The sequence below is a fragment of the Arthrobacter sp. ISL-48 genome, from assembly GCF_018613805.1.
In the GTDB taxonomy this organism is placed as follows: domain Bacteria; phylum Actinomycetota; class Actinomycetes; order Actinomycetales; family Micrococcaceae; genus Arthrobacter.
In genome coordinates this window covers 164,293-182,995 of record NZ_JAGGPL010000003.1, presented here as the reverse complement: position 1 = coordinate 182,995, position 18,703 = coordinate 164,293, and the positions used below count along the sequence as shown (strand labels likewise).

Here is an 18,703-nt window from a genome sequence, read left to right as displayed (position 1 = left end):
GGACCAGGCTGGCGGCCGGGGGCGTCAACGCGCTTCCGGCCAAACGGTCCTTCAACCCGCGAAGGACTGACAACAGAAAATAGAGGAGTCAAAGATGTCTCTTGGAATTGTATTCCTTTCCGAAGTGTTCGGAACAGCGATGCTCACCCTCCTGGGTTGCGGCGTCGTGGCCAACGTTGCGCTGAGGGGGACGAAAGGCAACAGTGGCGGATTCCTGATGGTCACCTGGGGATGGGGCATCGCCGTCTTCGCGGGTGTTTTCGTGGCCGCCAAGTCCGGTGCACACCTGAATCCGGCCGTCACGCTGGGCCTGCTGGTTAACGGCAAGGCCGAGTATGCCACGGGCGTCCCCGTCGACGCAGTCTCCACGCTGACCTATTTCGGTGGCGAGTTGCTGGGCGCGTTTCTTGGTGCGGTGGTCTGCTGGGCTGCCTACAAGCAGCACTTCGACGCCGAGCCTGAGGTCGCCAGCAAGCTGGCTGTCTTCTCCACCGGTCCGGCCATCCGTTCCGCACCCTGGAACGTGGCCACCGAGGTTATCGGCACCTTTGTCCTTGTGTTCGTCATCCTGACCTTCGGTGGAACACCCTCCGGCCTGGGCCCGCTGGCGGTTGCCCTGCTGGTGGTTGGCATCGGCGTGTCCCTCGGTGGGCCGACCGGCTACGCCATTAACCCGGCCCGTGACCTGGGCCCCCGGATCGCGCATGCCCTGCTTCCCATCAGGGGAAAGGGATCGAGCGACTGGGGCTATTCCTGGATCCCTGTGGTCGGTCCGCTCGTTGGTGGCGCCCTGGGCGGGGTTGTCGCCAGGATCGTTCCCATCATCGCCGCAGCTGCCGCCTCCTGACCGATCCTCTTCGAACAACCATCCCTGCATACAGACAAGGACGTCATCATCATGAACCAGTACGTAATCGCCATCGATCAGGGCACCACCAGTTCCAGGGCCATCATCTTTGACCACAGCGGCAACATCGTGTCCTCCGGCCAGATGGAGCATGAGCAGATCTTTCCGCAGGCAGGCTGGGTGGAGCACGACCCCGCCGAGATCTGGAACAACACCCGTGAGGTCATCGCCTCAGCCCTGTCCAAGGCGAACCTGACCCGGCACGATATTGCCGCCGTCGGCATCACCAACCAGCGCGAAACGGCCGTCGTGTGGGACAAGACCACAGGTGAAGCCGTCTACAACGCGATCGTGTGGCAGGACACCCGGACGCAGGACATCGTGGATGAGCTGTCCAGGGACGGCGGCCCGGAGCGGTTCAAGCAGAAGGTGGGCCTTCCGCTAGCCACGTACTTCTCGGGCACCAAGATCAAATGGATCCTGGACAACGTCGAGGGCGCCCGGGCAAAAGCGGAAGCCGGTGACCTGGTGTTCGGCAATACCGATGCATGGGTTCTCTGGAACCTGACGGGCGGTGTTGACGGCGGCGTGCACGTCACGGACGTCACCAACGCCTCCCGCACCCTGTTCATGGACCTGGAGACCCTGAGCTGGGACGAGGAGATCCTGGGGATCTTCGGAGTGCCGCTCAGCATGATGCCCGCAATCAAGTCCTCTTCGGAGGTCTATGGGACCGTCCACACCTCGCAGCTGCTGCGCGAGGTTCCCGTGGCGGGCATCCTCGGTGACCAGCAGGCCGCGACCTTCGGCCAGGCTGCGTTCGAGACCGGCGAAGCGAAGAATACGTACGGGACAGGCTGCTTCCTGATCTTCAACACCGGTGAGGAAATCGTCCACTCCAAGAACGGCCTGCTGACCACAGTGGGGTACAAACTGGGCGACGCAGCACCGCACTACGCGCTGGAAGGCTCCATCGCGGTCACTGGTTCCCTGATCCAGTGGCTGCGCGACAACCTGGGCATGATCAGCAGCGCACCCGAGGTGGAATCATTGGCGGCCTCAGTCAAGGACAACGGCGGCGTGTATATTGTTCCGGCGTTCTCCGGCCTGTTTGCGCCGTACTGGCGCTCGGACGCCCGCGGGGCCATCGTCGGCCTCACCCGGTTCGTCAACAAGAACCACATCGCCCGCGCAGCACTTGAGGCCACGGCGTTCCAGACGCGGGAGGTGCTGGATGCGGTCAACGCAGACTCAGGCGTTCCGCTGACAGAGTTGAAGGTCGACGGCGGCATGGTCGCTAACGATGCCCTGATGCAGTTCCAGGCGGACATCCTTGGTGTTCCGGTGATCCGGCCCAAGGTTGTGGAAACCACCTCACTGGGTGCGGCCTACGCCGCGGGTCTCGCCGTCGGCTTCTGGAAGGACCTGGGGGAACTCTCCGCTAACTGGTCCGAGGACAAGCGGTGGGAACCAAAGATGGACCAGGCAGAGCAGGACCGCCAGATGCGGCTGTGGAAGAAGGCAGTCACCAAGTCCATGGATTGGGTCGACGAGGACGTGAAATAGTCCCGGGTTGAATGAGAGGGGCCGGTGACTCCCGCCCGCCCGCTTCGCGGTGCCCACCACACCATGGCGGGGAGTCACCGGCCCCTCTCGTCGAATACCCGTCCTATCCAGCCGCTCGTGGCGACTTACGTTTATGTGAAGGGACCGGTGCGCTAAAGTAGTCCTATGCGTGCGATCCTTCTGCTTAGCTAGCCGCCCGGTATCCGGAAACAAACGGATCGCCGTGCGGCCGCCCCTCCATGGAGAGGGGCTTTTGTGTGTCCGGGCCTGTTTACGGCCAGCGGCAGGAGGATCAGACCGTCATGGCAGCACCGATGCGATGACAGAACAGAAGAGGGCAGCAGTGAGCGTTCAGCCGGAGACAGAAACCGGAACATCAGCAGTGGCAGCGGGCGGTCCTGAGGAAGGCACCTACAGCTTCGCCGCGATGGAGGCCAAATGGCCACAGGTATGGGAAGACCTGAAGGTCTTCACCCCCGTTGATGACGGGTCCCGCGAGCGCCGTTATGTGCTGGACATGTTCCCGTACCCATCCGGTGACCTCCATATGGGCCACGCCGAGGCTTTTGCCATGGGTGATGTGGTGGCGCGGTACCTGCGCCAGCAGGGCTATGACGTGCTGCACCCGATTGGCTGGGACTCCTTTGGCCTGCCTGCCGAGAACGCCGCCATCAAACGCAATGCGCACCCCAGCGAGTGGACCTACGCCAACATCGATACGCAGGCCGCGTCCTTCAAGCGGTACGCGATTTCGGCGGACTGGTCCCGCCGGCTCCACACCTCCGACCCCGGCTACTACCGCTGGACCCAGTGGCTGTTCAAGCGTTTCTACGAGCGCGGCCTGGCCTACCGCAAGGATTCCCCGGTCAACTGGTGCCCGAAGGACCAGACGGTGCTGGCGAACGAGCAAGTGGTCAACGGCGCCTGCGAGCGTTGCGGCACCCCTGTCACCAAGAAGTCACTGAACCAGTGGTATTTCAAGATCACCGAGTACGCCGACAGGCTGCTGGATGACATGGACGAGCTGCGCGGACACTGGCCCGAACGTGTCCTGGCCATGCAGAAGAACTGGATCGGCCGCTCCGAAGGCGCGCACGTCAGCTTTGTGATCGAGGCCGACGGCGGCAGGCCCGCCAAGGACGTCACCGTCTTCACCACGCGCCCGGACACCCTCTACGGCGCCACATTCTTCGTCGTGGCCGCCGATGCGCCGCTGGCGGCTGAGCTGGTCACGGACGAGCACAGGGCTGCCCTGGATGCCTACCGCGAACAGGTCAAGGCGCTGACCGAAATCGAACGCCAGTCCACTGAGCGCGAAAAGACAGGTGTGTTCACCGGCAGGTACGCCGTCAATCCGCTGAACGGCGAGAAGCTGCCCGTGTGGGCTGCCGACTACGTGCTGGCCGACTACGGCACCGGGGCCATCATGGCCGTTCCGGCGCACGACCAGCGCGACCTCGATTTCGCGAAGACCTTCGACCTGCCCGTCCGAGCCGTACTGGACACCGGCGAGGAGGACCCCGCCGTCTCAGGCACGGCCACAGCAGGGGAGGGTACCCTGATCAACTCCGGCGTCCTGGACGGCCTGCTCAAGGCGGAGGCCATTCCGGCGGCGATCGACATCCTGGAAAAGCAGGGAACGGGCGAAAAGTTCGTCAACTTCCGCCTGCGGGACTGGCTGCTGAGCCGCCAGCGGTTCTGGGGGACGCCCATCCCGATCATTCACTGCCCTGACTGCGGCGAAGTGCCGGTGCCTGACGACGAGCTGCCCGTCACCCTGCCGGCGGACCTGCGCGGCGAAGACCTGTCTCCGAAAGGCACGTCGCCTCTGGCGGCTGCCGAAGCCTGGGTCAACGTTGCGTGCCCCAACTGCCACGGTCCTGCCAAGCGCGACACCGACACAATGGATACGTTTGTTGACTCGTCCTGGTACTTCCTGCGGTTTGTTTCGCCCCAGTACACCGAAGGTCCCTTCGATCCCGAGAAGATCAACGACTGGATGCCGGTGGGGCAGTACGTGGGCGGCGTGGAGCACGCCATCCTGCACCTGCTCTACGCACGGTTCTTTACCAAGGTCATCCACGACCTGGGCATGATCGACACTGATGAGCCTTTTAGTGCACTCCTGAACCAGGGCCAGGTCCTCAATGGCGGCAAAGCCATGAGCAAGTCGCTGGGCAACGGCGTGGACCTTGGCGAACAGCTCGATAAGTATGGTGTGGACGCCGTGCGCCTGACTATGATCTTCGCCTCCCCGCCAGAGGATGACGTGGACTGGGCGGACGTCTCGCCGTCGGGCTCTGCGAAGTTCCTGGCACGGGCATGGCGCCTGGCCCAGGACGTGGCCAGCCTCCCCGGAGCCGACTTCACTGCCGGTGACCGCGCGCTGAGGTCTGTGACGCACCGGACCATCGCGGATGCGGCGGAGCTGCTGAACCACAACAAGTTCAACGTTGTGGTGGCCAAGCTCATGGAACTCGTCAATGCAACCCGCAAGGCCATTGACTCCGGCGCGGGCGCTGCGGACCCGGCCGTACGGGAGGCCGCGGAGGCGGTCGCCGTCATCCTCAGCCTCTTTGCGCCCTACACGGCGGAGGACATGTGGAATATCCTGGGCCATCAAGCCTCCGTCGCCAACGCGGGCTGGCCTGCGCACGACGAGTCCCTGCTGGTCCAGGCCACCGTCACAGCTGTCGTTCAGGTGCAGGGCAAAGTCAGGGACCGCCTGGAGGTCGCGCCTGACATCAGCGAGGACCGGCTCCGCGAGCTTGCGCTGGGCTCGGAAAATGTCCAGCGTGCACTTGACGGCCGCGGCATCCGCACGGTGATCGTCCGCGTGCCTAAACTGGTGAACATCGTCCCGGCATAGCCGGTTCGGGCCGCCGGGCCTTTCCGGCGGCCCCCCATGATTCCAGGAGGCACGCTTGCCCGACCGTGATGCCGCTGCCTGGCTCTGGCTTCGGGGCCGTCTTGCTGCCCTCCGTCTGGCACCGCGGCCAGGCACCTCCGCTGGCGTGCCTTCCCCGGTCGTCCGCGCGGCCGTCGTGACCGACTCCGCGGCCGCGTTGCCGGCTGACTGGGTGAGGGCATTCTCCGGCGATGGCCGGCTGACCGTGATTCCCATGCCCGTGATGGTGGGCGAGGAAATCTACGGCGAGGGTGAGGACGACATCACCCAAACCATTGCTTTGGCCTTGGCGGCCGGCACCCCGGTCAAGACCTCCCGGCCATCGCCGGGCCAGTTTGAGCAGGCGTTTCTGGCTGCCGAGCGCCGGGGTTACGAAGCTGTGGTGTCCATCCATATCTCCGGCGGACTGTCCGGGACCGCCGATGCGGCAAGGCTGGCCGCCGGCAAGGTGGGCATCAGTGTTGAGGTCGTCGATTCCGGGACGGTGGGTATGGCCCAGGGGATGGGAGTGCAGGCGGCCGTCGTGGCCGCCGCTGCCGGCCAGGACGCAGCCGGCGTCCGCGCCGTCGCCGAGGAACAGCTGGCACGGACCAAGGTGTACTTCTATGTTCCCAGCCTTGAACAACTCCGCCGCGGCGGAAGAGTCGGGGCCGCTGCGTCCCTGCTCGGAACCATGTTCTCGATCAAGCCGATCCTGGCCGTCGACGGCGGCAAGATCGTGCCGCTCGAAAAGGTCCGCTCAGCAGCCAGGGCCGTAGCCCGGCTGGAGGAAATAGCGGCCGCCGACGCAGCCTCCCGCCCGGACGGCAAGGCCCTCCTTGCGGTCCATCACTTCGGCAACCCTGCAGAGGCGGAAGGGCTCGCGGGAAGGCTGGCCGCTGCGATGCCCCATTGCCCGCCGGCCCAGATCAGTTCGTTGCCGGCCGTCCTCGCCGCGCATGCCGGGCTGGGGGTGCTGGCCGTGATCGTAGGCGAGAGCGGCATATTGGGGGAAAGCGTTCCACCCGCTGATGCGGTGGACCTGCCGGGGCTTTCCACATAGCGAATGCCGGCCCTGCCACTTCGGGCGCTGCCTGCCTAGCGTGGGGATATGTCACGTCTGGACGCTGGAACAGCTACACGTCACGGGGCGCGCCATGCCAGGGACCGGCTTCAGGCCACTCTGGGGGACGGGCCCCGAACGGCACTTCTTTCGGACAGGGGCGGGGAGGCTTTCCAGTACGACGGCGGAGACCAGGTTGGTGGGAGCGAAGGCCTGGGCGGGAAGGATCGCGCTGACGGCAACCCCGGGCCGCCGCTTCCTGGCGCGGGCCGCGTTGGGCCAGCCCTGAGATGGCGTCTTGGTCGTCGGGTTGCCGTTCTCATAGGCATCGTTGCAGTCGCGGCTGGCGCCTGGTTCTGGTGGCAGGTCTCCGCGGGCCGGCCGGAGGTGGTTCCGCTGAGCGATGTCACGTCGTCCGGCGCCCCGTCGGCGGCCGGGGAGCCCGCGGGGCCGGAGCCCGCAGATCCAGGTCAATCCGAAGGATCACCGGGTGTGGCGGCCGGCATTGTTGTCCATGTCGCAGGTGCAGTGGCCAGGCCAGGCGTCGTGCAATTGCCCTCCGGGAGCCGGGTGCACGAGGCCGTCGCAGCTGCCGGCGGGAGCACTCCGACGGCGGATCTGAACCGCCTCAACCTTGCAGCGGTGGTGCTGGATGGCCAGAAGGTCTATGTCCCGCTGCCGGGTGAGTTCCTGCCGCCCGATTCCTCAGGAGCGTCATCAGGCGCATCCGGGAGTGGCGAGGGCCTGGGGGGTTCTGCCGCGGCTGCCGGCGGCAAGACCAATCTCAACACTGCCAGCATGGAAGAACTTGACGCGCTGCCCAAGGTGGGTCCGGTCCTGGCCCAGCGCATCGTGGACTGGCGGAAGGAACACGGGCCGTTCAAAACAGTGGAGGAGCTTGATGCGGTGGACGGTGTCGGGCCGAAGATGCTCGAGACGCTGCTTCCCTTGCTGGGGGTCTGACGTGAGGTCCCCAGTGAAGGCAGAAGCCAGCGGGCAGGTGGAGAATTGAGCAGCCACAGTCCCTGGAGCCGCTATGTGGAGTCGGCGGTACGGAAGCATGACGGATCCGGCTCCGGCAGTGACGGCCTCAAAGCGGACGGGCCGGACGACGCTGGCCTGCCCGGCTCGACGTATCAGGCCGGGGTAATGGTGCGCGAACGTTTCGGGAAGATGCTGCGCAGCCAGGAGCCCAAGGCAGCGCGGGTTAATGCCCCGCAACGCCGGACAGATGTGAGGCTGGCCCTCCCTGCGCTGCTGGTGTGGAGCGCAGCTATTGCGGGAGTGTGGCTGACGCCGGCTGCGCTGGTGGCGTTGTGCTGCGGCCTCGCACTTGTCGCCGTTCTGCTTGTGGCCAGTGGCGCCCGTGGCCGGCGAAGCCTGCTGATGACCAGCTCCGTCGCTTTGATGCTGGCCGTGGCTGCCGCAGCACACTCAGCCGTTTCGTCGTCCCAGCGGCACGATGGTCCTTTCGCGGAGGCTGTCTCGTCGGGAAAGTCAGTCGTCGCCGTCCTTGAAGTTGCCGGATCTCCCCGCTCCGTTTCACCATCCGGGCACGCAGGGATGCCGGATCGTTGGTCGGCGACTGTCGTCACCGTGGAGGTCATAGCGGACGGGAACGTCATCCATGCCGGCGCGCAGTTGCTGGTGATGGGCGGGGGCGCCTGGGGGGAGCTGGTGCCGGGCCAGGTGGTCCGGGCCACGGGCAAGCTGAAGCCCTCGGACGCAGGGCAGACCGAGGCCGGGGTTCTGGCGGCATCAGCCCCTATGATCCTTTCGGGCGCCTCCGGCTGGCAGGCTGGCGCCAAGGACCTTCGCGGTGGCTACGTGGCCGCTTCCTCCTTCCTCGCACCTGACGCCCGCGGCCTGCTGCCCGGCATGGTCACGGGCGACACGAGCGCCCTGGACGAGGGATTGAACGCGGCAATGAAAAGTGTTGGGATGACCCACTTGACTGCGGTGAGCGGGGCAAACTGCAGCCTTGTACTGGGCGCCCTGCTGTTGGCGGCCCGCAGCCTGCGGTTGCCGAGAGTGCCGGCAGCCGCGCTGGCGCTGGGCGGTCTGGGGTTGTTTGTGCTCATGGTCGGGCCGGATGCCAGCGTCCTGCGTGCGGCCCTGATGGGCTCGATCGCCCTCGGGTCGCTGGCGGGCGGCCGGTCCGGCCGCGGCCTCAGCTTCCTCTGCCTGGCTGTGATCGGCCTGCTCCTCTATGATCCCGGGCTGGGGACCAGCTTCGGGTTCCTGCTGTCAGTGCTGGCAACCCTCGGAATCATCGTCCTCGGACAACGGATGGTCGACTGGACCCCGGCCGTCGTTCCGCGCTGGGTGGCGGCCGCTTTCGCCGTGCCGTTGTCCGCCCAACTGCTGTGCGGCCCGGTCATTGTGCTTCTGCAGCCACAATTTTCGGCCTATTCCCTGCTGGCGAATGTGGTGGCCGCACCGCTGGTTGCACCCGTTACGCTGCTCGGCACGGCAGCGGTGCCACTGGTGGTCCTTGCGCCCTGGGCCGCCGTCGTTCTGATCGCCGTGGCAGGCACCTTCAGCGCGGGGGTAGCCGGGGTCGCCAGGTTCATGGCCGCCCTCCCGGGGGCCTCGCTGCCCTGGACTGAGGGGGTCTACGGACTTCTCACCATGGTGCTGTTGTCCGCGCTTACTTTGGTTGTCGTCCGGATGGCTCTCCGGCCGCGGCAGAGCCTTGACCTGGCTCAAGGGCTGCACCGCCGCATCGAGGAATTCCTTATGCTGGCGGAACGGCACATACTGGGATACCGGGCAGGGCGCAGGCCGCGCGCCCGGCACGGCTTTGTGCCACGGGTCGGCCGTGGCAGGCTTGGATACCGCACCAACACTTCCAGGAGGAATGCAGAATGGCCGCTGCGCCAACCACGCGAAACCGGACATCTGCGTCCAACACTGCCAACACCGCCACCTGGCGGGACGTAGCCCCTGCCGGCGTTGTCCTGGTCAGCGGGCCGGAGGAATACCTCGGCATCAGGACCATGGACCGTGTCAGGTCGCTGGTGCGTGCGGCTTCCCCCGACGTCGAGGTCACCCGGTTGAACGCCGGCAGCTACGAGGCCGGGACACTCGCCATGAACATCAGCCCCTCCCTGTTCGGCGAGAGCAAGCTGATCGAGGTCGAAGGCCTTGAAACCATGAATGACGCCTTCCTGGCTGATGCCCTCGCCTACCTGGAGCGGCCGGAGCCGGACGCCGTCCTGGTCCTCCGCCACGCCGGGGGAGTCCGCGGCAAAAAACTCCTCGACGCGGTCAAGGCCGGCGGCTGGCCCCTGGTTGACTGCCAGCCATTGAAAAAGGACGCCGACAAGGCGGCCTTCGTCGCTGCCGAATTCAGGGCTGCCGGCCGGAAGATCAATTCCGATGCAGTGCAGTCGCTGGTCAACGCCGTCGGCGCCAACCTTTCGGAACTTGCGGCGGCCTGCAGCCAGCTGATCGCAGATGCCAGCGGACCCGTGACGCCGGAGCTGGTGGACAGCTATTACGGTGGCCGGATCGAAGCCACGGCGTTCAAGGTCGCGGATGCAGCGATGGCGGGAAACGGGCCTGCCGCGCTCTCCATGCTTCGCCATGCCCTGGCAACCGGAGCCGATCCCGTTCCGCTCGTGGCAGCTCTGGCAGCAAAGCTACGGACGGTGGCCAAAGTGGCCGGCGCCAAGGGCTCCCCGGCCCAGATTGCCCGGGACCTGGGAATGCAGCCCTGGCTCGTTGAACAGGCCCAGCGTGACGTCCGCAGGTGGACGCCGGACGGGCTGGTCCGCTCGATTCAGGCCACCGCCGAAGCTGACGCCCAGGTCAAGGGCCTCTCCCGGGATCCGGTCTACGCCGTGGAGCATGCTGTGACGGTTATTGCCATGTCCGTCCAGGGACGCTGACCCCTGCAAGCCACCGGCTACCCGCCGGTTTAAAGATGTGTGGCCGGCACCCCGGGGTGCCGGCCACAACCATCAGTTCAAGCGAACTGGAAACCTTACAGTGCGTTGACCTTCTTGGAGATCGCCGACTTGCGGTTCGCTGCGTTGTTCTTGTGCAGAACACCCTTGCTGACAGCCTTGTCCAGCTTGCGGCTGGCAGCAACCAGGGCAACAGCAGCTGCATCCTTGTCGGTGGACTCAACGGCGGTGTTGACGGCGCGGATGGCCGTCTTCAGCTCAGACTTGACTGCGTTGTTGCGCAGGCGTGCCTTCTCGTTGGTGAGGATGCGCTTCTTCTGGGACTTGATATTCGCCACGTGTGAACTCTCTTTTTAATGCGGAAATGGTCTAGAGGGCTTTCAGATTGGCCATTGACTGAGCGGCGTGGGGATACCTATGGCGGCCAACCATCAGTGGCCGTCGACCTGCACGGACACACAGCTATAAAGAATAGCAGATTGGTCCACAGGCTGGCCATTTGGCAGGCTACTTCCAGCCGTGTCGGCGGCGGAGTCCCTCGGCGACCAGGTCAAAATGGGCCCGGTCCAGCACTGCGCCCTCGCGCCGGATATTGTCGGGGTTTACCTGAAGGATCCTTCCGAGCTTTGCTTCACTCGGCCGTAATTGGCGGTCCCAGCCTCCCGTTCCGATATCCACATAGTCACTGCGTCCGTTGCGGTCCTGGTTGTGGTCCTTGCTCGTGAGCATCAGCCCCAGCAGGTAAGGCCCGTTGTGTCCGATCACCAGGACCGGACGGTCCTTTCCGAGCGCAGGGTCTTCCTCGTACGGCACCCACGTCCACACCACCTCGCCGGGGTCCGGCTCGCCGTCGGGCTGGGGCGCGTAGCGGACAGTCGCGACGCCTGTGAAGTCTCCGGGATACGCGGCAGGGTCGGTCCGCGCTGAAGGCCGGGAAGAAGCGCCGGGAGCCCGCTGCTGCGGGGCAGGACGCTGAGGCACTTTGGTTCCGGCCCGTGCGCCGCCTTTTTCTGCGGTTCCCGGAGAACGGGAAGTGCCCGACCAGAACCCTTGCAGGACCCGAAGGGACGTCCGGACTGCGCTGGCCAGTGAGCGGAAGTTTATTGACATGGGGCAACCCTATCGCCGGCCCCGTCCGGCTCCGGTCGTCAGCCCCGGCCTGCGGCCCACGCAAGGCGGACGCTCCTGTGATGGGGAGCGAAAACGGTGCGGTGGCAACGGCGCAGTGAGTTGCCCGCCGAATGCAGTGCGATCCGCCCGGACGTGGGACACTGGAGGTTCCACATGTGCGGTCGTTCCGCAGGGTGCCTTCGCTGTGTCCTGCCCGGCTGCATGAAGCCATCAGTGAATGCCAACAGTAAGGACCCTGCGTGTCTCCCATGGCCCGCACCGCCCCGGTGCCCGCCGCGACAGATCCGGCCATCATCCGGAATTTCTGCATCATCGCGCACATTGACCACGGTAAGTCCACCCTGGCCGACAGGATGCTGCAGTTCACCGGGGTCGTTCAGTCCCGCGACATGAAGGCCCAGTACCTGGACCGCATGGACATTGAGCGCGAACGCGGCATCACCATCAAGTCCCAGGCTGTCCGTATGCCCTGGGAACTGGACGGCACCAGCTACGCACTGAACATGATCGACACCCCTGGGCACGTTGACTTCACCTACGAAGTCTCCCGTTCGCTGGCAGCCTGTGAAGGCGCCGTGCTGCTGGTAGACGCTGCCCAGGGCATCGAGGCCCAGACGCTGGCCAACCTCTACCTGGCGATGGAAAACAACCTCACCATCATCCCGGTCCTCAATAAAATCGACCTCCCGGCCGCCCAGCCCGAAAAGTACGCGGCTGAACTTGCCAACCTGATCGGCGGAGATCCCGACGACGTGCTTCGCGTCTCCGGCAAGACAGGGGCCGGCGTCGAGGTCCTGCTCGACAAGATCGTGCGCGACCTTCCAGCGCCCGTGGGCAACCCTGATGCTCCGGCCCGCGCCATGATCTTTGACTCCGTCTACGACACCTACCGTGGCGTGGTCACCTACGTCCGGGTGGTCGACGGCATGCTGCACCCCCGCGAGAAAATCCAGATGATGTCCACCCGTGCCACGCACGAGCTCCTGGAAATCGGTGTCAGCTCACCGGAGCCAACCCCATCCAAGGGACTGGGCGTCGGCGAGGTCGGCTACCTCATTACCGGCGTGAAGGACGTCCGCCAGTCCAAGGTCGGCGACACGGTGACGAATCTGGCCAAGCCTGCCGCACAGTCATTGAGTGGCTACGCGGACGCCAAGCCCATGGTCTTCTCCGGCCTTTATCCCTTGGACGGCACGGACTACCCGGTACTCCGTGATGCGCTGGAGAAACTCATGCTCAACGATGCGGCGCTGGTGTACGAGCCCGAGACATCGGCGGCGCTGGGCTTCGGATTCCGCGTCGGCTTCCTGGGCCTGCTGCACCTGGAAATCACCCGCGAGCGACTGGAACGCGAATACAACCTGGACTTGATTTCCACGGCCCCCAACGTGGAATACGAGGTGACCCTGGAGGACAAGAAGGTCGTCCACGTCACCAACCCCAGCGAATACCCCACGGGCAAAGTTGCAGAGGTCCGGGAACCCATGGTTTCCGCCACCATCCTCGCGCCCAACGAGTTCGTCGGGGCAATCATGGAGCTGTGCCAGAGCCGGCGCGGCGTGATGGGCGGCATGGATTACCTCTCCGAGGACCGGGTGGAAATTCGGTACCGCCTGCCGTTGGCCGAAATCGTTTTCGACTTCTTTGACATCCTCAAGTCCAAGACACGCGGCTATGGCTCGCTGGACTGGAAGGCCGACGGCGACCAGGTTGCGGACCTCGTCAAGGTGGACATCATGCTTCAAGGCGAGCAGGTTGATGCCTTCTCTGCCATCACGCACCGCGACAAGGCGTATGCGTACGGCGTCATGATGACCGGCAAGCTGCGTGAACTCATCCCGAGGCAGCAGTTCGAAGTCCCGATCCAGGCAGCCATCGGCTCCAGGATTATCGCCCGCGAAAGCATCAGGGCCATCCGCAAGGATGTGCTGGCCAAGTGCTACGGCGGTGACATCACCCGTAAGCGCAAACTTCTGGAAAAGCAGAAGGAAGGCAAGAAGCGCATGAAGATGGTGGGCCGCGTGGAGGTTCCGCAGGAGGCCTTCATTGCCGCCCTGACCACGGACGAGTCCAAGGACAAGGCCAAGAAGTAGTGATGACCGTGGCCGGAACCACCGGAGGCCGCACCAGTGCCTAGCGTTCTTCCCCTCGGCGACCCGGCGCCGTCGAACGGTCTGCTGCCTCCGCAGGTAGTAGACGGTGCGGCGGACCGGGCCTTTGGTCTGTACGTTCATATTCCGTTCTGTGCGGTCCGGTGCGGTTACTGCGATTTCAACACGTACACCGCCACGGAACTGGGCGGCGGAGCTTCTCAGGACGCCTATGCCAGCACCGCCGTCTCCGAAGTGAAGCTGGCCGCGCGGGCGCTTAAGGCATCCGGCCTGCCGCCCCGCCCGCTGCGCACGGTGTTCTTCGGCGGCGGCACGCCGACGCTTCTTCCGGCGGAGGACCTGGCGCGTATTCTCGGCGCTGCCATCGACGAGTGGGGGATTGAGCCGGGGGCCGAAGTGACCACCGAGGCCAACCCGGATTCCGTAACCCCCGAATCCCTCGCGCTGCTCAAGGACGCTGGTTTCACCAGGGTGTCCTTTGGCATGCAGTCAGCCGTTCCGCATGTCCTGAAGGTCCTGGACCGTACCCATACCCCCAGCCGGGTACCTCAGGTGGTGCAATGGGCACGGGACGCCGGCCTGGCCGTGAGCCTGGACCTCATCTATGGCACGCCCGGGGAATCGCTGGACGACTGGCGGTATTCGCTGGAGACGGCCCTGTCCTATGAGCCGGACCACATCAGCGCCTACGCGCTGATCGTGGAGGACGGCACCAAACTTGCCGCTCAGATCCGCCGCGGCGACGTGCCAGGCATTGACGATGACGACCACGCGGCCAAGTACGAACTCGCGGACCAGCTCATCTCTGCCGCCGGACTGGACTGGTACGAGGTCAGCAACTGGGCGCGGACACCGGAGCAGGCGTGCAGGCACAACCTGGCGTACTGGCGCGGCGACGACTGGTGGGGCATCGGTCCCGGCGCCCATTCCCATGTCGGCGGAGTGCGCTGGTGGAACGTCAAACATCCGACAGCGTATGCCGGGCGGCTGGCCCAAGCCGTGTCTCCGGCTGCGGGCAGGGAGACCCTGGACGCCGAAACACGCAACGTGGAACGCATCATGTTGGAGGCCAGGCTTGTTTCTGGCCTTGGCATCGAATCACTCGGGGAGCAGGGCCGGCATGCTGTTGCCGGGCTGATCGCCGACGGTCTGGTGGACGCGCCCGCTGCGTTCCACGGCCGCCTGCATCTGACCCTCAAGGGCCGTCTGCTGGCCGACGCAGTAGTCCGCAGGATCCTGCCGGACTAGTCCCCACCCGCACCCTAACCCCGCAAGCTCGGCCAGGGAGCCCTGTGGGCGGGGCCCATCTTGCTGCCGCTACTTAATCCAGCGGAGGTTGTACTGATACCGGTGCGGCTGGCCCCGGTTCACGTGGATGCCCGCCGCAACCGAGTAGCAGGTCAGCGCGATCCAGATCAGAGTGGCGATGACGGCAAACATGTTGCCCACCACGGGGATGAAAACCAGAATGTTTGCCACTACCGCGGCGATGGTGGGCGGCAGGCTGAAATTAAGCGCTTCCTTGGACTCCTGCGCCGTGAACGGCCCGCGGTCGCGGAAGATGAGGTAGATCAGCAGGGACGGGACGCAGCCCAAGATCCCCCCGAAGTGGGCCAGCGTGGCCCACTGGCGGTCCTCGCTCGCCGTCAGTGGCAGTGCATTTGCCGGAACGCCATGGTACTCGGAACGGCCTGGGCCGCCCTGGTTGTCCGTGTGTTCACGTGCGTTATCTGCCACGGTGTCTTCCTTCGAAAGTGCAATGGTGCTGGTAATGGAGGTGCCGAACTGAAGTGAAACAGGCTCCGCAGTACCAAGAATACTGGTTCAGCGCCGGAATGCAGCCTTGACCGTTCCAGAGCAGGAGCTGCAAGAGCCGCTGCCGCGGGTGGTTACGGCACTGTCAGGAAGTCGATGACCTCCTCCACCCTGCCGAGCAGCGATGCCTCCAGATCCGCGTAGCTGCGGACTGCTCCCAGCAGTTTCTGCCAGCCCAGACCAATGTCCTCCTTGGTGGCGTGCGGCCAGCCGAACGCGGCCAGGATGCCGGTCTTCCAGTCCTGCCCGCGGGGAACCACGGGCCACTGATCGATGCCAAGCACCGCCGGGCGAATGGCCTGCCACACGTCCACGTAGGGGTGGCCAACGATGAGGACGTTCCCGGCAGCGCCGGGGGAGGCCATGACGGTGTCGGCAATCCGGGACTCCTTGGAGTCCGGCACAAGGTGGTCAACCAGGACACCCAACCGGCGGCCTGGTCCGGGGCCGAAATCGGCGACAGCGGACGCCAGGTCATCAATTCCATGCAAAGGTTCGACGACGATGCCTTCCACCCGGAGGTCGTCGCCCCAGACCTTTTCCACGAGTTCGGCGTCGTGCTTTCCCTCCACCCAGATTCGGCTCGCTTTGGCGATTTGGGCGCGTTGACCGGCCACCCGGACGGAGCCGGAAGCTGTCCGCCCTGGTGTAGAGGCGGCCGCGGCGGCCTGCCGGGGAGCGGGCGGCATGAGCCGGATGGGCCTGCCTTCAAGGAGGAAACCGAACCCCAGCCGGAAGGACCGCGACTTGCCTCGCCGGTCCTCCAGGGCAACGACATGCATGCCGCCGGACTTCTCCACGCGCGTCACGGCGCCCACCCAGCCCGACTGGACGTCCTCCAGCACCATCCCGCGTTCCACCGGAACTTCAGGCAGTTCGCTTCGGGCGGGGGCGGAAATTTCCTGCGGGCCCCAGTTCTGGTACTGCATGGATTGACTCCGCCTTGCGCTAGATCGTGACCCGGAATGTTCGCCCGGAGCGGTACCAATGCTAACAACGCGGTCAGACATATTAGACTGTTAGCACTTAGGCATGTCGAGTGCTAAGCCGTGTTGGAACGAGCGCGGTGCGCCAAGAGGGAATTCCCGCCCGTGTGGGCGGACGGCCTGTGACCGCAGATGGAGGTGGAGTGTGAGCGAACCGCGCAAGCTGGAAGTACTGCGTGCCATTGTGGAGGACTATGTGCACTCCCGTGAGCCTGTCGGTTCAAAGGCCCTGGTCGAACGCCACCATCTGGGCGTGTCCAGCGCCACCATCCGGAACGACATGGCAGCACTCGAAGACGAAGGGCTGATCACTGCGCCCCACACGAGCGCAGGACGCATCCCTACCGACAAGGGTTACCGGCTGTTTGTCGACCAGATCTCCGCAGTAAAACCGCTCTCGCCGGCGGAACGGAGGGCCATCCAGTCATTGCTGGAGGGGTCCGACGACCTGGACGACGTCCTGGACCGTACAGTCAGGTTGTTATCCCAACTGACCAACCAGGTGGCCGTTGTGCAGTACCCCCACCTGAGCCGCGCCACCATCCGGCACATCGAATTCGTGCTCCTGGCGCCGCGGCAGGTCCTCGTGGTTCTTATTGCCACCACCGGTAAGGTGGAACAGCGGGTAATCGACGTCGGCCAGGAACTCAGCGACGAAGCCCTCGCGGGCTTGCGCGCCAGGTTCCTTGGTTCGCTTTCCGGGACACCGTTGAGCCAGCTCACGCGGTCCCTTCCGGGCGTGGTGTCCGCCGTCGGCTCCGGCCAGCGGCAAGCAGCGCAGGCCCTGTCGCACGGGCTTGAAACCCTGGCCCACAGCAGTCGCGAGGAACGGATGGTCATGGCAGGGACGGCCAACCTTGCCAGGTCCAACGTGGATTTCCCGCTCAGTATCGGTCCGGTGCTCGAAGCACTTGAGGAACAAGTGGTGATGCTGCGCCTGCTGAGCGACATGGCGCAGGATCCGAGGGGTGTGACCGTCAGCATCGGCCGTGAAAATCCCTACGACGGCCTGGCAGAAGCGTCGGTTGTGGCCACCGGCTACGGACCTGACAGTACCGCCAAGATCGGCGTGCTGGGTCCCACCCGGATGGACTATCCCACCACCATGGCTGCCGTCCGGGCAGTAGCCCGCTACCTTTCCAGGATCCTGGGTCCGTGACAGCACACGCCGTGACGGTACTGATTCAGGATCCAGACACGAAGAGCAGTGCGGGCAGTACAACTGCAAGCACTACGACTAGGAAGAGAAACGAACTTTGAGCAGCCACTACGACGTCCTTGGCGTCTCGCCGGAAGCCACCGGAGAAGAGATCAAGAAGGCCTACCGCAAGCTGGCCCGCACTCTTCATCCGGACGTCAACCCCGGAGATGATGCATCGGACCGCTTCAAGGCCGTGACCCACGCCTACGAGGTGCTCTCCGACCCGCAGAAGCGTCGGGTCTATGACACCACGGGCAATGAGAACGGTACGGACAATGGCTTTGGCGGGGGAGCGTACTCAGGCCAGGGCTTCGCCTTCCAGGATATTTTCGACACCTTCTTCGGTGCCGGTGGATCGTCCGGCCCCGCGTCGCGTGTCCGGCGTGGACAGGACGCGCTCATCAGCGTCCGGATCGAGCTCCGGGATGCCGTGTTCGGCGTCAACAAAAAGCTCGAGGTAGATACGGCCGTCACCTGCCCTACCTGCAACGGTTCCTGCTGCCGCGAGGGGACCCACCCGGAACGCTGCGACATCTGCGGCGGAAGCGGACAGGTCCAGCGCGCGGTGCGCTCCATCCTGGGCCAGGTCATGACAGCTGCTCCGTGTGGTACCTGCGAAGGATTCGGAACGGTCATCAAGGACCCGTGCAACGAATGCAGCGGGCAGGGCCGGATCCGCAGCAGGCGTTCCCTGACCATCAAGGTTCCCGCCGGTGTAGCCACGGGCACGCGCATCCAGCTTTCCGGCCAGGGCGAAGCAGGTCCGGCAGGAGGCCCCTCCGGTGACCTCTATGTCGAAATCCGGGTCAACAACGACGCCACCTACGTCCGCGACGGTGACGACCTCCACGCCACCCTCAATATTCCAATGACCGCGGCTGCCCTGGGAACAGAGCTCACGCTGGATACCTTCGACGGGATGCAGGAGATCGACGTGAAGTCGGGTACCCAGTCCGGAGAGATCATTACCCTCAGGGGCCTGGGCGTGACCCACTTGCGCGGCTACGGCCGCGGCGACCTGAAAGTCCATCTTCAGGTCGAAACGCCTTCAAAACTGGATTCAGCACAAGAGGACCTCCTGCGGCAGCTGGCGAAGCTGCGCGGCGAACAGTTCACCGAGGGGAAGCTGGCTGCCAGCGGCGGTGTCTTCGCCAAGCTCCGGGACCGGCTCGGTAACCTCTAGCA

15 protein-coding genes are annotated in these 18,703 nt (G+C 65.0%); 11 read left to right on the top strand and 4 right to left on the bottom strand.

Annotation, left to right across the window (positions count from 1 at the left end; genetic code table 11):
• The first annotated feature begins 94 nt into the window (after window positions 1-94).
• From J7E83_RS04640 to holA, 7 genes are all read left to right on the top strand, one after another.
• Window positions 95-847 carry an MIP/aquaporin family protein gene (locus J7E83_RS04640; RefSeq protein ID WP_214959519.1) on the top strand — a complete coding sequence of 251 codons (753 nt, stop codon included), beginning with the start codon at window positions 95-97 and terminating at the stop codon, window positions 845-847.
• Window positions 848-898: 51 nt separating this feature from the next.
• Complete coding sequence (gene glpK / locus J7E83_RS04635; RefSeq protein WP_214959517.1) at window positions 899-2,413, top strand: glycerol kinase GlpK; 1,515 nt, start codon at window positions 899-901, stop codon at window positions 2,411-2,413.
• Window positions 2,414-2,756: 343 nt separating this feature from the next.
• Window positions 2,757-5,282, top strand: a complete 2,526-nt coding sequence (leuS, locus tag J7E83_RS04630) for a leucine--tRNA ligase (protein WP_214960950.1) — start codon at window positions 2,757-2,759, stop codon at window positions 5,280-5,282.
• Window positions 5,283-5,337: 55 nt separating this feature from the next.
• Window positions 5,338-6,363 carry a DegV family protein gene (locus tag J7E83_RS04625; protein WP_214959515.1) on the top strand — a complete coding sequence of 342 codons (1,026 nt, stop codon included), beginning with the start codon at window positions 5,338-5,340 and terminating at the stop codon, window positions 6,361-6,363.
• Between the two features lie 48 nt (window positions 6,364-6,411).
• Window positions 6,412-7,326 (top strand): ComEA family DNA-binding protein, encoded by a 915-nt coding sequence (locus J7E83_RS04620; RefSeq protein WP_214959513.1) that lies wholly within the window; start codon window positions 6,412-6,414, stop codon window positions 7,324-7,326.
• Window positions 7,327-7,371: 45 nt separating this feature from the next.
• The gene (locus J7E83_RS04615; protein WP_251043447.1) at window positions 7,372-9,306 is read left to right on the top strand and encodes a ComEC/Rec2 family competence protein; all 1,935 of its coding nucleotides are present in this window, start codon (window positions 7,372-7,374) and stop codon (window positions 9,304-9,306) included.
• Window positions 9,231-10,256, top strand: a complete 1,026-nt coding sequence (holA, locus tag J7E83_RS04610) for a DNA polymerase III subunit delta (RefSeq protein ID WP_214959511.1) — start codon at window positions 9,231-9,233, stop codon at window positions 10,254-10,256. Before J7E83_RS04615 ends, holA begins: the two co-directional genes overlap by 76 nt.
• A gap of 95 nt (window positions 10,257-10,351) precedes the next feature.
• Here holA and rpsT read toward each other — a convergent pair whose 3' ends face one another.
• Complete coding sequence (gene rpsT, locus J7E83_RS04605) at window positions 10,352-10,612, bottom strand: 30S ribosomal protein S20 (protein WP_066291556.1); 261 nt, start codon at window positions 10,610-10,612, stop codon at window positions 10,352-10,354.
• 169 nt (window positions 10,613-10,781) lie between these two features.
• Window positions 10,782-11,384: a type II toxin-antitoxin system PemK/MazF family toxin gene (locus tag J7E83_RS04600; protein ID WP_214959509.1), complete on the bottom strand. Its 603-nt coding sequence runs from the start codon at window positions 11,382-11,384 to the stop codon at window positions 10,782-10,784.
• A gap of 260 nt (window positions 11,385-11,644) precedes the next feature.
• Here J7E83_RS04600 and lepA point away from each other — a divergent pair, with 260 nt between their 5' ends.
• Both lepA and hemW read left to right on the top strand, forming a co-directional pair.
• Window positions 11,645-13,498 (top strand): translation elongation factor 4, encoded by a 1,854-nt coding sequence (lepA, locus tag J7E83_RS04595; protein WP_214959506.1) that lies wholly within the window; start codon window positions 11,645-11,647, stop codon window positions 13,496-13,498.
• A gap of 36 nt (window positions 13,499-13,534) precedes the next feature.
• The gene (hemW, locus tag J7E83_RS04590; protein WP_214959504.1) at window positions 13,535-14,764 is read left to right on the top strand and encodes a radical SAM family heme chaperone HemW; all 1,230 of its coding nucleotides are present in this window, start codon (window positions 13,535-13,537) and stop codon (window positions 14,762-14,764) included.
• Between the two features lie 69 nt (window positions 14,765-14,833).
• Here the strand turns inward: hemW and J7E83_RS04585 are convergent, their stop codons facing one another.
• Window positions 14,834-15,253 (bottom strand): DUF4870 domain-containing protein, encoded by a 420-nt coding sequence (locus J7E83_RS04585; protein ID WP_214959502.1) that lies wholly within the window; start codon window positions 15,251-15,253, stop codon window positions 14,834-14,836.
• A 152-nt stretch (window positions 15,254-15,405) separates the two neighbouring features.
• Window positions 15,406-16,260: a DUF3097 domain-containing protein gene (locus J7E83_RS04580; RefSeq protein WP_214959500.1), complete on the bottom strand. Its 855-nt coding sequence runs from the start codon at window positions 16,258-16,260 to the stop codon at window positions 15,406-15,408.
• Window positions 16,261-16,462: 202 nt separating this feature from the next.
• On the opposite strand from J7E83_RS04580, the gene hrcA reads away from it, so the two are divergent.
• Together hrcA and dnaJ are read left to right on the top strand one after the other, a co-directional pair.
• Window positions 16,463-17,476 (top strand): heat-inducible transcriptional repressor HrcA, encoded by a 1,014-nt coding sequence (hrcA, locus tag J7E83_RS04575; protein WP_214959498.1) that lies wholly within the window; start codon window positions 16,463-16,465, stop codon window positions 17,474-17,476.
• A gap of 97 nt (window positions 17,477-17,573) precedes the next feature.
• Window positions 17,574-18,701, top strand: coding sequence for a molecular chaperone DnaJ (gene dnaJ, locus J7E83_RS04570; protein ID WP_214959496.1), 1,128 nt, complete (start codon window positions 17,574-17,576; stop codon window positions 18,699-18,701).
• The last annotated feature ends 2 nt before the right edge of the window (window positions 18,702-18,703 follow it).

Excerpts from the sequence above, each read along its gene's own strand:
- J7E83_RS04640 (WP_214959519.1), top strand. The coding sequence starts at position 95 with ATGTCTCTTGGAATTGTATTCCTTTCCGAAGTGTTCGGAACAGCGATG.
- glpK (WP_214959517.1), top strand. The coding sequence starts at position 899 with ATGAACCAGTACGTAATCGCCATCGATCAGGGCACCACCAGTTCCAGG.
- J7E83_RS04620 (WP_214959513.1), top strand. The coding sequence starts at position 6,412 with ATGTCACGTCTGGACGCTGGAACAGCTACACGTCACGGGGCGCGCCAT.
- holA (WP_214959511.1), top strand. The coding sequence starts at position 9,231 with ATGGCCGCTGCGCCAACCACGCGAAACCGGACATCTGCGTCCAACACT.
- J7E83_RS04600 (WP_214959509.1), bottom strand. The coding sequence starts at position 11,384 with ATGTCAATAAACTTCCGCTCACTGGCCAGCGCAGTCCGGACGTCCCTT.
- J7E83_RS04580 (WP_214959500.1), bottom strand. The coding sequence starts at position 16,260 with ATGCAGTACCAGAACTGGGGCCCGCAGGAAATTTCCGCCCCCGCCCGA.